Source organism: Cloacibacterium normanense, assembly GCF_003860565.1.
Taxonomy (GTDB): domain Bacteria; phylum Bacteroidota; class Bacteroidia; order Flavobacteriales; family Weeksellaceae; genus Cloacibacterium; species Cloacibacterium normanense.
This window is the reverse complement of sequence record NZ_CP034157.1, coordinates 2,053,542-2,066,084: the sequence shown is the minus strand read 5'-3', so window position 1 is coordinate 2,066,084 and position 12,543 is coordinate 2,053,542. Positions and strand designations below refer to the sequence as shown.

Genomic DNA, 12,543 nt, shown 5'->3' with positions numbered 1-12,543 from the left:
GGCTTATCGCTGTCTGCTTTCTGCAATGAGCTGAAAAGAGCTCATAATCAAAAAATATTGTATTAAAAAATTTAAAAAATGCTGAAAGCAGATTGCCGAAAGCTGAAAGCAAAAATATGGATACAGAAAAATTTTTACAATACGTTCAAGCCGAAAATAAGGTAGAACCCAAAGATATGATGCCAGAAGATTACAGAAAACTTCTGGTAAGACAGATTTCTCAACATGCCCATTCTGAAGTAGTGGGAATGTTGCCAGAAGCCAATTGGATTACCAGAGCGCCAAGTTTAAGAAGAAAAATGGCACTTTTGGCAAAAATTCAGGACGAGGCAGGTCATGGTTTGTATTTATATGCCGCTACAGAAACGCTGAACAACGGAGAAATAGCAGCAGACAGAGATTCTACCTATAATGACATGCTTTCTGGAAAAGCTAAATATTCTAGTATTTTTAATTATCCCGCGTTAAGTTGGGCAGATATTGGAGCGATTGGCTGGTTGGTAGACGGAGCTGCCATTATGAACCAAGTAATGTTAATGGGAAATTCTTATGGCCCTTATTCTAGAGCTATGCTCAGAATTTGTAAAGAAGAATCTTTTCACCAAAGACAAGGCTACGAAATCCTGATGACGCTTTGCCGTGGAACCAAAGAACAGAAACAATTGGCTCAAGATGCATTAGATAGATTTTGGTGGTCAGCTTTGATGATGTTTGGTCCGAATGATGACGCTTCTCCGAATTCTCAAAAATCAATGAATTACCGAGTGAAAAGAGAAAGTAATGATTCTCTTCGCCAAAGATTTGTAGATGTTACCGTTCCTCAAGCAGAATTTTTAGGACTGAAAGTTCCAGATAAAAATTTAAAATGGAATGAAGAAACGGGACATTATGATTTTGGTGATTTACCTTGGGATGAATTTATGGAAATCTTAAAAGGAAACGGACCGTGCAATAAAAAACGCCTCGAAACCAAAAGAAAAGCACAAGCAGAAAACGCTTGGGTAAAAGAAGCTGCGATTGCGTATGCTGCAAAACAGGAAAATTTGCAAATGAGTTAATTAGATAATTTATAAAATGTTTAAAGGAAGATTTGGAGATTTTTATTTGCTAAAAGTTTGGGCTTTGACAGTTTTTGTAGGGCCAATTTTATCAACTTTTCTCTCTTTTTTTTTTAATAAAGGAGAGAAATTAAATGAAGAATTATTTGTATTTATATTTATACAAATTGTATTTGGAATTTTTTTATGTTTACCATCATTGGTAATTTCCGAAATTTTTTATAAAACAATTTCTAAAAAAGATTTAAATGATAATAATGTTTTTTATTATACAATTCTAATTTCGTTATTAACAACGTCATTAACATATATTATTTTTTTTGGCAGAACTGATGATTATTCTATTGTTTTTTCAATTTCATATTCTGCAATATTAATTTTAGGATTTTTTTATTTTAAAAATTCTGACAAACATCAACTAACAACAGACAAACAAAATATATGAGCAATTTAGATATGTGGGAAGTTTTTATCCAAACCAAACCAGGGCTTTCTCACAAACACGCAGGAACGGTTCAAGCGCCAACTGCAGAACTGGCACTTCAAAACGCTAGAGACGTTTATACAAGACGCGGAGAAGGAACTTCTATTTGGGTAGTTCCCAGCAAATATGTGGTAACAAGTGAAGGAATAGACAAAGAAGCATTCTTTGATCCTGCAGATGATAAACTCTATCGTCATCCTACTTTTTACCAAATTCCTAATGATGTGAAAAACATGTAAAAATTGGTAATTAGACTTTTGGTAATTAGTATTTGGTACTAATTACCAACTACCAAAATACCAACTACCAAAAGTTATGAAGAATTATATCCTAAAACTCGCAGATGATTCCCTGATTATGGGGCAAAGATTGGCAGAATGGTGCGGAAAAGGTCCGTACTTGGAAGAAGATATTGCGGTCATTAACATCGCTCTTGATCAATTAGGTCAAGCCAATAATTTCTACAATTTAGCGGCAAATTTATTCAATGATAGCAGAACTGCAGATGATTTTGCCATGCTTCGTGTAGAAAAAGAATATCTCAATGCACAATTGCTAGAATTACCCAATGGCGATTATGCCAATACCATTATGAAGGCCTATTTCTTTGCCGTTTATCAAAAATTATTGTACGAAAATTTAAGCAATTCTGCAGATGAAGAACTGAGAGCCATTGCTCAAAAATCTCTGAAAGAAGTAAAATATCACTATACTCATACCGAAACTTGGATGCGTATTTTTGCTCAAGGAACTGAAGAAAGCCAAAAAAGAATAGAAGCGGCTCTCGAAAATCTTTGGGAATACACAGGTGGACTTTTTGATGAAGTAGTAGAAGAGGAAAATTTGGTGGTACTGAATTTAATTCCTGCTTCCAAGCAACTTTATGAAGAATGGAAAGCTAAAATCGCAGAAGATTTTGCTAAATTTGGTTTAGAAGTTCCAACTTCAGAATTTATGCAAAAAGGCAGCAGAAAAGGAATTCACACCGAATATTTTGGATATATTTTGTGTGAATTACAGTATATGCAAAGAACGTATCCTAATTGTGTTTGGTAGAAAGTTGGAAGTCTGAAGTCAGAAGTTGGAAGTTTTTTAACATACTGTCATTCTGAATGAAATGAAGTGAAATGAAGAATCTATTTTTATTTTTGATTGCCTTATTGTCAATTTTTTCTTGCCAAAAGAAAGAATTAAATAATGTTTATGAAATTCCAGATAATATAAGTCTTGAAGAACTTTTTAGTTTAAAAAATTATAAGACACAGAGAAAACAAAAAATTAACGATTCTATTTTACATATTTCAGGAACAAATGGAGCTTTTTTTCTAGAAGGTAATTTTAATACTAAACTTTCTGAAAAAACAGGTTTTTGGACTTTAACCAATAAGAATGACTCGAAAAAAATTGAAATTGATTATTTAGTTTTTGAGAAAAATAATGTTCACAGAAATCAAGTAATCTTTTCAGATAAAGGGATAATTGATACACTCAAAAGTAAATTTTATCATATAGAATGGAAAGTAGAAAATGGAGTTAAAATTATGAAATTGAATTTTTATTCTCCAAGAAACAAAGAAGAAAAATTTATGAGAGCTGATTTAAATTACTTCATTTCCAATAATGGTAAGAAAATTAAGAAGTCTTTGATGGAAAATAATAACGGGAAATATGAAATAAAAATTCCTTTGGAATATAAAAAAGGTGATGAAATTATTGGATATTTTTCTGAATATATCAGCAAAAGCGTCAAAAAAGAGGACTCAGTTTATTTAGCTAATAACACAATTTATTTTTATAAAAAAGTTGAATAATCTTTTAAAAATACTCACTCAGATTCCAGACCCCGAAATTCCAGTAATTAACATCGTGGAACTCGGGATTGTTCGTGATGCAAAAATGATTTCTGAAACAGAAGTAGAAATCATCATTACGCCTACTTATTCTGCGTGTCCTGCCATGTTTAATATCGAAGAAGATATTATCAAACTATTTAAAGAGAAAGGAATTTCTGCAAAAGTAGTTACCAAAATGTTTCCAATTTGGACTACCGATTGGATGACTGATGAAGCCAGAGAAAAACTGAGAGCTTACGGAATTGTTCCACCAGAAAAAGGCGCAGATGAAAATCATCTTCACATTCCCAAAAAATGTCCGAGATGTGGCAGTGAAAACACTACGCAAATCAGCAGATTTGGTTCCACACTTTGCAAAGCCAGTTATCAGTGCCAAGATTGTTTAGAACCTTTTGATTATTTTAAATGTCATTAAATTCGGTAATTTGAGAATGAGATAATTAGATAATTTTCAGAAAATGTATCTTTGTTAAAATCATTATCACATTACCATATTAACAAATTATCACATTAAAAAAATGTACACTCAGATAGAAATAGAAAACCATTTCGAGGGTAAGTTGAAAATCGCTTATCTCAATCAGCCCGAAACCTACAATTCACTCAATAAAGTTTTACTCCAAGAGTTGAAAAATTTCATTGTAGCATGCAATGAAGATGAAAACGTGCGTTGTGTAGCACTTTCTGGCAGAGGAAAAGCTTTTTGTTCGGGGCAAAATTTGAAAGAAGCACTTTCACTCGGAAATGTAGAAGAAGAAAGAGTGATTCAGAAAATGGTGGTAGACTATTACAATCCTTTAGTAGAAGAAATAGCACATTGCAGAAAGCCAGTCGTTTCTTTGGTGAATGGTCCTGCAGTTGGAGCTGGAGCAATGTTGGCGCTGATTTGTGATATTTGTTTGGCTACAGAAAATTCCTATTTTTCTCAAGCTTTTGTAAATATTGGTTTAATTCCAGATACTGGCGGAACGTACTGGTTGCCAAAGTTAGTAGGACGTCAACAGGCGAATTATCTTGCTTTTACAGGAAAAAAACTCTCGGCAAATGATGCTTTGAAGCTGGGATTAATTGCAGATGTTTTCGCTGATGCAGAATTTTCTGCAAAATCAATGGAAGTGCTGGAAACGCTTTCTAATTTACCTACAAAAGCGATTGCGTTAACCAAAAAAGCATTCAATCATTCTTATGAAAACGATTTAAAAGAGCAGCTAGATGTAGAAGGAATTTATCAACAAGACGCAGCAGAAACAGAAGACTTCAAAGAAGGAGTTGCTGCATTTTTAGAAAAAAGAAAACCCAATTATACAGGAAAATAATAATGATGTGATGATGTGTTGATTTGCAGATTATCACATCGTCACATCATCACATCATCATATTATGAAGAAAGTAGGAATCATCGGCTCAGGAACTATGGGAATTGGCATTGCGCAAGTAGCAGCTACTGCACATTGCGAGGTTTTTTTATACGATGCCAACTTCTCACAAACCGAAAAATCTCTAAAAAATTTAAAAACCACATTAGATAAATTAGCGGAAAAAGGAAAAATTTCTACTGAAAAATCCTTAGAAATTTTCAATCAAATTAAGCCTTGTCAAGAAATCAAGGAATTGAAAGATTGTGATTTGGTCATAGAAGCCATTATCGAAAATAAAGAAATCAAGCAAAAAGTTTTCGCCGAGTTAGAAACCTATATTTCAGAAAAATGTGTTTTGGGTTCTAATACTTCGTCTATTTCCATTACTTCGCTTCAGTCAGAGCTTAAAAATCCTGAACGTTTTATCGGAATTCATTTTTTCAATCCAGCGCCATTAATGCCTTTGGTTGAGGTAATTCCAGGGTTGTTGACTGAAAATAATTTGGCTCAAGAAATTGTAAATTTAATGAAATCTTGGGGCAAATCTCCTATCATTGCTAAAGATGTTCCCGGTTTTATTGTCAACAGAATTGCAAGACCTTTTTATGGTGAAGCTTTGAGAATTGTAGAAGAAAATTTGGCAACACCAGAACAAGTAGATGATGCGATGAAATCTCTTGGGAATTTCAAAATGGGACCATTTGAATTGATGGATTTAATCGGAATTGATGTTAATTTTTCGGTAACGAAAACGGTTTATCAGGATTATTTTTTCGATCCCAAATATAAACCTTCCTTGCTTCAACAAAGAATGAATGAAGCCAAATTACTCGGAAGAAAAACAGGAAAAGGTTTCTATGATTATTCTGAAGGAAGTGAAAAACAAGTTCCTCAAAAAGATGAAAGTCTGTATGAAATGATTTTTATGAGAATTATTTCTATGTTGATTAATGAAGCGGTAGAAGCAAAAAGATTAGGAATTGCCAATGATGAAGACATAGAAACAGCGATGCAAAAAGGCGTAAATTATCCGAAAGGATTATTAAATTGGGGAAAAGAAATTGGCTATCAAAAGATTTCAGAAACCTTACAAAATTTATACGAGGAATATCAGGAAGAGCGATACAGACAAAGTCCACTTTTAAAAAAACTATAAATTATGAATTTCAAAATTGCATTAGTACAAACAATAACTCAAGTAATAATTTTATCACTTGGTTACTATTTATTAGAAGTATTCGTTAGAAAAAATAATTATACGATTTCTGAATACATTTTAAACTATTGGTTTTATGGAGTTGCAGCTTTTATCGGACTTTTAATCACAAATTTTTTCTGGAATAAATCAGAATTGAAAAAATAAAAGTTATGAAAAAAATAATAATCACAACGTTAGTTCAATCTATCTTATTTGTATTAATTAACACTACTTTAGGATATTTTTTTAATAAAATGCAAATGTCTTTTTACGAATATGTGTTTTCACAAAAAACAAAAATGACTGTAACGTTTTTATTATGGTTTGTAATATTCTTTTTTGTAAATAAAATTTCAAAAAATGGAGAAATCACATGGAAAGATATTTTTAAAAGAAAAAATGAACTTTAAACATTGAATTTATTAGAATGACTCCTCTAGAAACCGCACAATATATGCTCAATCAAGACTATTTCTCACAATGGATGGGAATTTCTTTGGTTGAGGTTCGTGAACACTACTGTTTGATTGAAATGCCCATCAAAAAAGAGATGATTAATGGCTTAAAAACGGTTCATGGCGGAGTAACTTTTGCTTTTGCGGATTCTGCATTGGCATTTTCTTCTAACAATATGGGAGATGCAGCAGTTGCGCTCAATTGCATGATCAATTTTACCAAAGCAGTGCGTTTAGGAGACACCCTTTTTGCCGAGAGTATTCTCATGGCAGATACCAGAAAAACGGCAGTTTATGATATTACGATTACCAATCAGCATAAAGTGGTGGTCGCAAGTTTCAGAGGAACTGTTTATAAAATTGATAAAAAAGTAATTGATTTATAGATGTGTTAGTGTGAAAATGTGCTGATTTTTTAATTATCACATTACCACATCATCTAATTATCTCATTAAAAATATGAAACAAGTATACATCATAGATTACATCAGAACACCAATTGCTAAATTTCAAGGAGGCTTGTCAGAAGTAAGAGCAGATGATTTAGCAGCCGTCGTTTTGAAGGAAATTGTAAAGAGAAATCCACTAATTCCCGCCGAAGAAATAGAAGACGTGATTTTAGGTTGTGCCAATCAAGCTGGCGAAGACAATCGAAATGTAGCAAGAATGGCTTCACTTTTGGCAGAACTTCCTATAAAAATTGGCGGAGAAACCGTGAACAGATTATGCGCTTCTGGAATGGCAGCGATTGCCAATGCGTACAGAGCGATTGCAATTGGAGAAGGCGATTTTTACATTGTAGGTGGAGTTGAACAGATGACTAGAGCGCCTTATGTTTTGAGTAAATCAGCTCAACCTTTTGGCAGAGATGTACAGTTGTTTGATAGCAGTTTCGGGTGGAGGTTTATTAATCCTAAAATGAAAGAACTCTACGGAGTTGACGGAATGGGAGAAACCGCTGAAAATCTAGTTGAAATCTATAAAATTTCTAGAGAAGCGCAAGATGAATTCGCTTTACATTCCCAACAAAAAGCTACTTCTGCTCAAAATTCAGGAAGATTAGCTCAAGAAATTGTAAACGTAGAAATTCCACAAAAAAAAGGAGAACCAAAAATCTTTTCACAAGACGAATTTGTAAAACCAGATACTACTTTAGATAAATTAGCGAAGCTAAGACCTGCTTTCAAAAAAGAAGGCGGAAGTGTAACTGCAGGAAATTCTTCTGGCTTAAATGACGGAGCTGCTGCCATGATTTTAGCAAGTGAAGATGCAGTGAAAAAATATAATTTGAAGCCATTGGCAAAAATTATTTCAAGCGCAGTGGTTGGTGTAGAACCTAGAATTATGGGAATCGGACCAGTAGAAGCGACCAAAAAAGCACTTTCTAGAGCCAATCTTTCGTTGGAAGATATGGATATTATTGAACTCAACGAAGCTTTTGCAGCTCAAGCATTATCAGTTCTACAGGAATTAGGAATCGATGCAAACGACGAACGATTAAATCCTAATGGTGGCGCGATTGCCTTAGGTCATCCTCTCGGAATGTCAGGAACCAGAATTGTAGGAACTGCCGCATTAGAATTACAGAAAAAAAATAAAAAATATGCACTTTGTACCCTCTGTATCGGAGTAGGACAAGGATACGCAATGATCATTGAAAAAATTTAAAAGCTTTTTTCTTTTATTTGACATTGAATTGGAGGCGTTAAAAAATTTTGAAATTGATTCGTTAAAAAATTCCTGCTGTTTGAGCGAAGCGAGTTTCAGGGATTTTAGAATTAATGAAAAATTTTAGCCGAGAATTCACAGTCTTGAACTTTTGGTTCTTTTGTTTCAAGACAAAAGAACATAAATAAAAATATATGGCAAATATTTATTCATACCACGGTATAAAACCCATCATCAAAAAGTCTGCATACATTCATCCTCAAGCGGTAATTATTGGGAATGTAGAAATTGGCGAAGAAGTATACATCGGTCCCAATGCTGTTTTGCGCGGAGATTGGGGCAAAATCATTATCAAAGACGGCGCAAACGTTCAAGAAAACTGTACACTTCACGTTTTTCCGGGAATTCCGACTATTTTAGAAGAATCAGCGCATATTGGTCACGGAGCGATTATTCATTCGGCGCACATTGGCAAAAATTGTTTGGTTGGGATGAATGCCGTCGTAATGGACAATGCCAAAATTGGAGACGAATGCATTATCGGGGCTTTGAGTTTCGTTCCTACTGGTTTTATTTCGGAAAATAGAAAATTGATTGTGGGCAGTCCTGCGAAAGTTATTCGCGAAGTTTCAGACGAAATGATAGCATGGAAAACCAAAGGAACCGCTATTTATCAAGAATTGGCTCGTGAAGGTCACATTGCCATTCAACCGTGCGAACCATACACAGAATTTGTAGAACAAACGCCCACCAAAATTGTAGATTACTCCGTTTGGACGAAATAATGGCGCCAAATTTCCAGCTTTCCACTACAATCTTTTATTTTTCCACTTCTGTCAGTCTGAGCGGAGTCGAAGACAAAGAAAAATAAAAGGATTTCCGTTGCAATCTGGGGCGCAATTTCGTTGCAATTTCACCATTTTTCCAAAATTTAAAATTTGAGTATCTTAACCACGAAAAATAGATTAAATAGAAACGGGCTTTAGCCCGTTTTAAAAAAAATAAAAAAAGCAATAGGCTTTAGCCAAAATTTAAATATGAAAAAAATATTTTTTTTATTGTTATCAATTAGCATCTATTCACAAAATTTATTTCCATTCAAAGAAAATTCATTATGGGGATATAAAAATGAAAATTCTAAGGTTGTAATTAAGCCAGAATATTATTTAGCAAAAAAATTTATTAATGATTATGCAATTGTGGGAAAAAATGATAGTTTAGGTATTATAAATAAAGAGAACAAAGTTATTTTACCATTTAAATTTAACATGCTTCAATATTTAAATCCTACAACTTATTTATATGGATACCAAAGTAAATATTTCGGAGAATTTAGCATTGGAATAATTGATTTAAATGGAAATAAACTTACTCCTCCTTTATATTACAATATCAATTTTCGAGATAATAAATATTTTGTTACAATCAAAAATGATAAAGAAATTTTAGATGGTCCTCTTTCTGGAATGAAAGAAGAAGAAACTAAATATGGAGTTTTAGATATGAATGGAAAAACATTAATTCCAGTAGTTTATGATTACTCAAAATCAGTAGATTTTGATAGAATTGTTATGACTGATCAAAAAAATAATATGGAAATTTTATTTGATAATAGAGGAAATAAGTTAACAAATGAAAAATTTAATTCAATTAATTTGTTTTATGATGGTATTTCAGATGTAAGGATTAATAGTCAATGTGGTTATATCAATAAAGAAGGTAAAATAATTATTCCAGTTTCTTATTCTGCTTGTTATCCTTTTTATAAAGATAAGGCTATCGTTAGTCAAAATTTTAAATTTGTAATTATCGATAAAAATGCTAATCCATTAACGGAATCACTTTCATATGAAGAAATGAAAAATTATTTAGAATCTCAACAATTACAAATAATGTTTGATGATTTTAGATTTATGAATCGTAAAAATTAATTTCAAACTCAAACCTCAAATTTCAAATCCCGAATAAAATGAAACTAAAAAACTACATATCAGGACAATGGCTTGAAGGAAACGGTCACGAAATTCCGCTTTACAATGCTGTAAACGGAGAATTGGTTGCCATTTCAGATACTTCGGGACTAGATTTTGAAGAAGCATTGCATTTCGGAAGAACCATAGGTTATAAAAACTTGTCTTCTATGACTTTTTACGACCGCGGTGAAATGCTCAAAAAAATTGCATTGTACCTTTTAGAAAGAAAGAAAAAATACTACGAACTTTCTTACAAAACAGGCGCCACTCATATTGATTCTTGGGTAGATATTGAAGGCGGTTTTGGTACTTTTTTCACCTATTCAGGTTTGGCGAAAAGAATGCTTCCCAATACACCATTTTGGGTAGATGGAGAAACTCAGAAAATTTCTGCCAACGGAACGCATCTCGGAACGCATATTTTGACACCAAGTGAAGGTGTTTCTGTACAAATCAATGCGTATAATTTTCCAGTTTGGGGAATGTTAGAAAAATTGTCTACATCGCTTTTAGCAGGAGTTCCGGCAATTGTGAAACCATCGCCGTATAGTTCTTATCTTACGAATGAAGTTTTCAAAGATATGATAGAAAGCGGTTATCTTCCAGAAGGTGCAATTCAATTGATTTGTGGCGAACCTGGCAATATTTTGGATTTCGTAAAAGATGGAGATTCTGTAGTTTTCACAGGTTCCGCAAATACTGGTAGAAAACTGAAAGCGCTTCCATCAATTTCGGGAAATGCAGTTCGTTTCAATATGGAAGCCGATTCTTTGAACTGTTCCATTCTTGGGTTAGATGCCAAACCGGGAACTCCTGAATTTGATTTGTTTATCAAAGAAGTTAAAAATGAAATGACTACAAAAGCTGGACAAAAATGTACGGCAATTCGTAGAATTATTGTTCCTGAAAATTTAGTTGGTGATGTTCAAAATGCTTTATCAAAAGCTTTAGATGCTACTAAAATTGGTAATCCATTAAGCAGAGAGACCAAAATGGGTTCCATCGTCGGCAAAGAACAAATGCAGATTTTAGAAGAAAAAGTAAATCTTTTAAAAGCAGAAACAGAACTCATCTACGATGGAAAGCATGATTTGGTAGAAGCAAATTACGAAAATGGAGCTTTCTTTACTCCGAAAGTTTTCTATAATGATAAACCTTTTGAAAAAAATATATCTCACGAACTCGAAGCTTTTGGCCCAGTTTCTACCATTATGCCTTACAAAGATGCGGAAGAAGCTGCTGCTTTAGCAAAACGAGGAAAAGGAAGTTTGGTAGGTTCTATAGTTTCCCACGATGAAAAATTTGTTGCAGAAACTTCTTGGAAAATGGCGAGTTCTCATGGAAGAATCTTTGTTTTGAATAGAGATAATGCCAAAGAAAGCACAGGTCACGGTTCTCCGTTGCCAACGTTAATGCATGGTGGTCCTGGAAGAGCAGGAGGTGGCGAAGAAATGGGAGGTTTAAATGGACTTCACTTTTTCCTTCAAAAAACTGCGATTCAGGGTTCGCCAGATGTTTTGACGGCGATTACAAAAGTTTATACGCAAGGAGCAGAAAAGAAATTCAGTGATAAGCATCCTTTCCAAAAATATTTTGAAGAAGTGGAAGTTGGAGATTCTCTAGAAACCGCAGGAAGAACGGTTACAGAAGCAGATATTGTGAATTTTTCTAATGTTTCTTGGGATCATTTTTATGCACATACAGACTCAACCAGCTTAAACGGAACTATTTTTGACAAAACTGTTGCACACGGATATTTCATTCTTTCTGCAGCGGCAGGTTTATTCGTTTCAGGGAAAAAAGGGCCAGTTATTGCCAATTATGGACTGGAAAATGCAAGTTTCTTTAAGCCAGTTTATGCTGGAGATACCATTACCGTTTATTTGACAGCGAAAGAGAAAATCAACAGAGGTGTAAAAGGTAGAAATATTCCAAGTGGAGTAGTAAAATGGTTGGTTGAGGTAGTGAATCAAAGAGAAGAGGTGGTTTGTGTCGCTACCATTTTGACTTTGGTGGCAAAAAAATCTCCTTTCATTGAACTAAATAGAAGAAATATTCAAAAATTATTGAATGGTTTAACTGAAAATACGAAGCCGAATTGGGGAAAAATGACTGCTCAGCAAATGCTGGAACATCTAGAGACAACTTTGCTATATAGCATAGGTGAACCAGAAGCCGAGAAATGCTTTACAACAGAAGAGCATTTAGAAAAGTATCAAGATTCTCTATACAATCACCGAAAAATGCCAAAAGATTTTCCTGCGCCGTTCCTTCCAGAAGATGGAACTTTACCAGAGCTGAAGTATAAAAATCTGGAGCAAGCCAAAGAGAAATTTTTAGAAAATCTTCAGAAATATCAGATTTATTATAGAGAAAATCCAGAAGTGGAGCATATGCATTTTGTCTTTGGAAAACTCAATAAAGAAATGATGGAATTAATGCACAGAAAACATTTTACACATCATTTTGAACAATTTAATCTAATTTAAAAAACTA

Annotated in this window: 15 protein-coding genes; all 15 read left to right on the top strand. The window is 33.6% G+C overall.

The genetic code is table 11. From position 1 onward, the window contains the following. Window positions 1-116: 116 nt before the first annotated feature. The 15 genes from paaA (at window position 117) to paaZ (ending at window position 12,536) form a co-directional block, all read left to right on the top strand. Window positions 117-1,058 carry a 1,2-phenylacetyl-CoA epoxidase subunit PaaA gene (gene paaA / locus EB819_RS09450; protein ID WP_069800656.1) on the top strand — a complete coding sequence of 314 codons (942 nt, stop codon included), beginning with the start codon at window positions 117-119 and terminating at the stop codon, window positions 1,056-1,058. Between the two features lie 16 nt (window positions 1,059-1,074). Beyond that, window positions 1,075-1,503: a hypothetical protein gene (locus tag EB819_RS09445; protein WP_069800657.1), complete on the top strand. Its 429-nt coding sequence runs from the start codon at window positions 1,075-1,077 to the stop codon at window positions 1,501-1,503. Then, window positions 1,500-1,781 (top strand): 1,2-phenylacetyl-CoA epoxidase subunit PaaB, encoded by a 282-nt coding sequence (paaB, locus tag EB819_RS09440; RefSeq protein ID WP_069800659.1) that lies wholly within the window; start codon window positions 1,500-1,502, stop codon window positions 1,779-1,781. Before EB819_RS09445 ends, paaB begins: the two co-directional genes overlap by 4 nt. Before the next feature lie 76 nt (window positions 1,782-1,857). Further along, a complete protein-coding gene (gene paaC / locus EB819_RS09435) occupies window positions 1,858-2,598 on the top strand; it encodes a 1,2-phenylacetyl-CoA epoxidase subunit PaaC (protein ID WP_069800661.1) in 741 nt (246 codons plus the stop codon). 71 nt (window positions 2,599-2,669) lie between these two features. Beyond that, the gene (locus EB819_RS09430; RefSeq protein ID WP_069800663.1) at window positions 2,670-3,353 is read left to right on the top strand and encodes a hypothetical protein; all 684 of its coding nucleotides are present in this window, start codon (window positions 2,670-2,672) and stop codon (window positions 3,351-3,353) included. Continuing rightward, window positions 3,346-3,810 carry a 1,2-phenylacetyl-CoA epoxidase subunit PaaD gene (paaD, locus tag EB819_RS09425; RefSeq protein WP_069800665.1) on the top strand — a complete coding sequence of 155 codons (465 nt, stop codon included), beginning with the start codon at window positions 3,346-3,348 and terminating at the stop codon, window positions 3,808-3,810. Before EB819_RS09430 ends, paaD begins: the two co-directional genes overlap by 8 nt. A 103-nt stretch (window positions 3,811-3,913) precedes the next feature. Further along, the gene (locus tag EB819_RS09420) at window positions 3,914-4,711 is read left to right on the top strand and encodes an enoyl-CoA hydratase/isomerase family protein (protein ID WP_069800667.1); all 798 of its coding nucleotides are present in this window, start codon (window positions 3,914-3,916) and stop codon (window positions 4,709-4,711) included. A 64-nt stretch (window positions 4,712-4,775) separates the two neighbouring features. Continuing rightward, window positions 4,776-5,909 carry a 3-hydroxyacyl-CoA dehydrogenase NAD-binding domain-containing protein gene (locus tag EB819_RS09415; protein WP_069800669.1) on the top strand — a complete coding sequence of 378 codons (1,134 nt, stop codon included), beginning with the start codon at window positions 4,776-4,778 and terminating at the stop codon, window positions 5,907-5,909. Window positions 5,910-5,912: 3 nt separating this feature from the next. Further along, window positions 5,913-6,116 carry a hypothetical protein gene (locus EB819_RS09410; RefSeq protein ID WP_069800671.1) on the top strand — a complete coding sequence of 68 codons (204 nt, stop codon included), beginning with the start codon at window positions 5,913-5,915 and terminating at the stop codon, window positions 6,114-6,116. A 5-nt stretch (window positions 6,117-6,121) separates the two neighbouring features. Continuing rightward, a complete protein-coding gene (locus EB819_RS09405) occupies window positions 6,122-6,361 on the top strand; it encodes a hypothetical protein (RefSeq protein ID WP_069800673.1) in 240 nt (79 codons plus the stop codon). Window positions 6,362-6,378: 17 nt separating this feature from the next. Next, the gene (locus tag EB819_RS09400) at window positions 6,379-6,792 is read left to right on the top strand and encodes a PaaI family thioesterase (protein WP_069800675.1); all 414 of its coding nucleotides are present in this window, start codon (window positions 6,379-6,381) and stop codon (window positions 6,790-6,792) included. A 73-nt stretch (window positions 6,793-6,865) separates the two neighbouring features. Beyond that, entirely contained in the window at window positions 6,866-8,074 is a 1,209-nt protein-coding gene (gene pcaF, locus EB819_RS09395; protein WP_069800677.1) for a 3-oxoadipyl-CoA thiolase, read from the top strand. Between the two features lie 194 nt (window positions 8,075-8,268). Beyond that, window positions 8,269-8,859, top strand: a complete 591-nt coding sequence (locus EB819_RS09390) for an acyltransferase (RefSeq protein ID WP_069800679.1) — start codon at window positions 8,269-8,271, stop codon at window positions 8,857-8,859. Between the two features lie 252 nt (window positions 8,860-9,111). Then, complete coding sequence (locus EB819_RS09385) at window positions 9,112-10,005, top strand: WG repeat-containing protein (RefSeq protein WP_069800681.1); 894 nt, start codon at window positions 9,112-9,114, stop codon at window positions 10,003-10,005. A 38-nt stretch (window positions 10,006-10,043) separates the two neighbouring features. Continuing rightward, entirely contained in the window at window positions 10,044-12,536 is a 2,493-nt protein-coding gene (gene paaZ, locus EB819_RS09380) for a phenylacetic acid degradation bifunctional protein PaaZ (RefSeq protein ID WP_069800683.1), read from the top strand. Window positions 12,537-12,543: the final 7 nt, after the last annotated feature.

Bases quoted from the DNA above. Each gene is read 5' to 3' on its own strand.
- paaA (WP_069800656.1), top strand. From the start codon at position 117: ATGGATACAGAAAAATTTTTACAATACGTTCAAGCCGAAAATAAGGTA.
- EB819_RS09445 (WP_069800657.1), top strand. From the start codon at position 1,075: ATGTTTAAAGGAAGATTTGGAGATTTTTATTTGCTAAAAGTTTGGGCT.
- paaB (WP_069800659.1), top strand. From the start codon at position 1,500: ATGAGCAATTTAGATATGTGGGAAGTTTTTATCCAAACCAAACCAGGG.
- paaC (WP_069800661.1), top strand. From the start codon at position 1,858: ATGAAGAATTATATCCTAAAACTCGCAGATGATTCCCTGATTATGGGG.
- EB819_RS09430 (WP_069800663.1), top strand. From the start codon at position 2,670: ATGAAGAATCTATTTTTATTTTTGATTGCCTTATTGTCAATTTTTTCT.
- EB819_RS09420 (WP_069800667.1), top strand. From the start codon at position 3,914: ATGTACACTCAGATAGAAATAGAAAACCATTTCGAGGGTAAGTTGAAA.
- EB819_RS09415 (WP_069800669.1), top strand. From the start codon at position 4,776: ATGAAGAAAGTAGGAATCATCGGCTCAGGAACTATGGGAATTGGCATT.
- EB819_RS09410 (WP_069800671.1), top strand. From the start codon at position 5,913: ATGAATTTCAAAATTGCATTAGTACAAACAATAACTCAAGTAATAATT.
- EB819_RS09405 (WP_069800673.1), top strand. From the start codon at position 6,122: ATGAAAAAAATAATAATCACAACGTTAGTTCAATCTATCTTATTTGTA.
- EB819_RS09400 (WP_069800675.1), top strand. From the start codon at position 6,379: ATGACTCCTCTAGAAACCGCACAATATATGCTCAATCAAGACTATTTC.
- pcaF (WP_069800677.1), top strand. From the start codon at position 6,866: ATGAAACAAGTATACATCATAGATTACATCAGAACACCAATTGCTAAA.
- EB819_RS09390 (WP_069800679.1), top strand. From the start codon at position 8,269: ATGGCAAATATTTATTCATACCACGGTATAAAACCCATCATCAAAAAG.
- EB819_RS09385 (WP_069800681.1), top strand. From the start codon at position 9,112: ATGAAAAAAATATTTTTTTTATTGTTATCAATTAGCATCTATTCACAA.
- paaZ (WP_069800683.1), top strand. From the start codon at position 10,044: ATGAAACTAAAAAACTACATATCAGGACAATGGCTTGAAGGAAACGGT.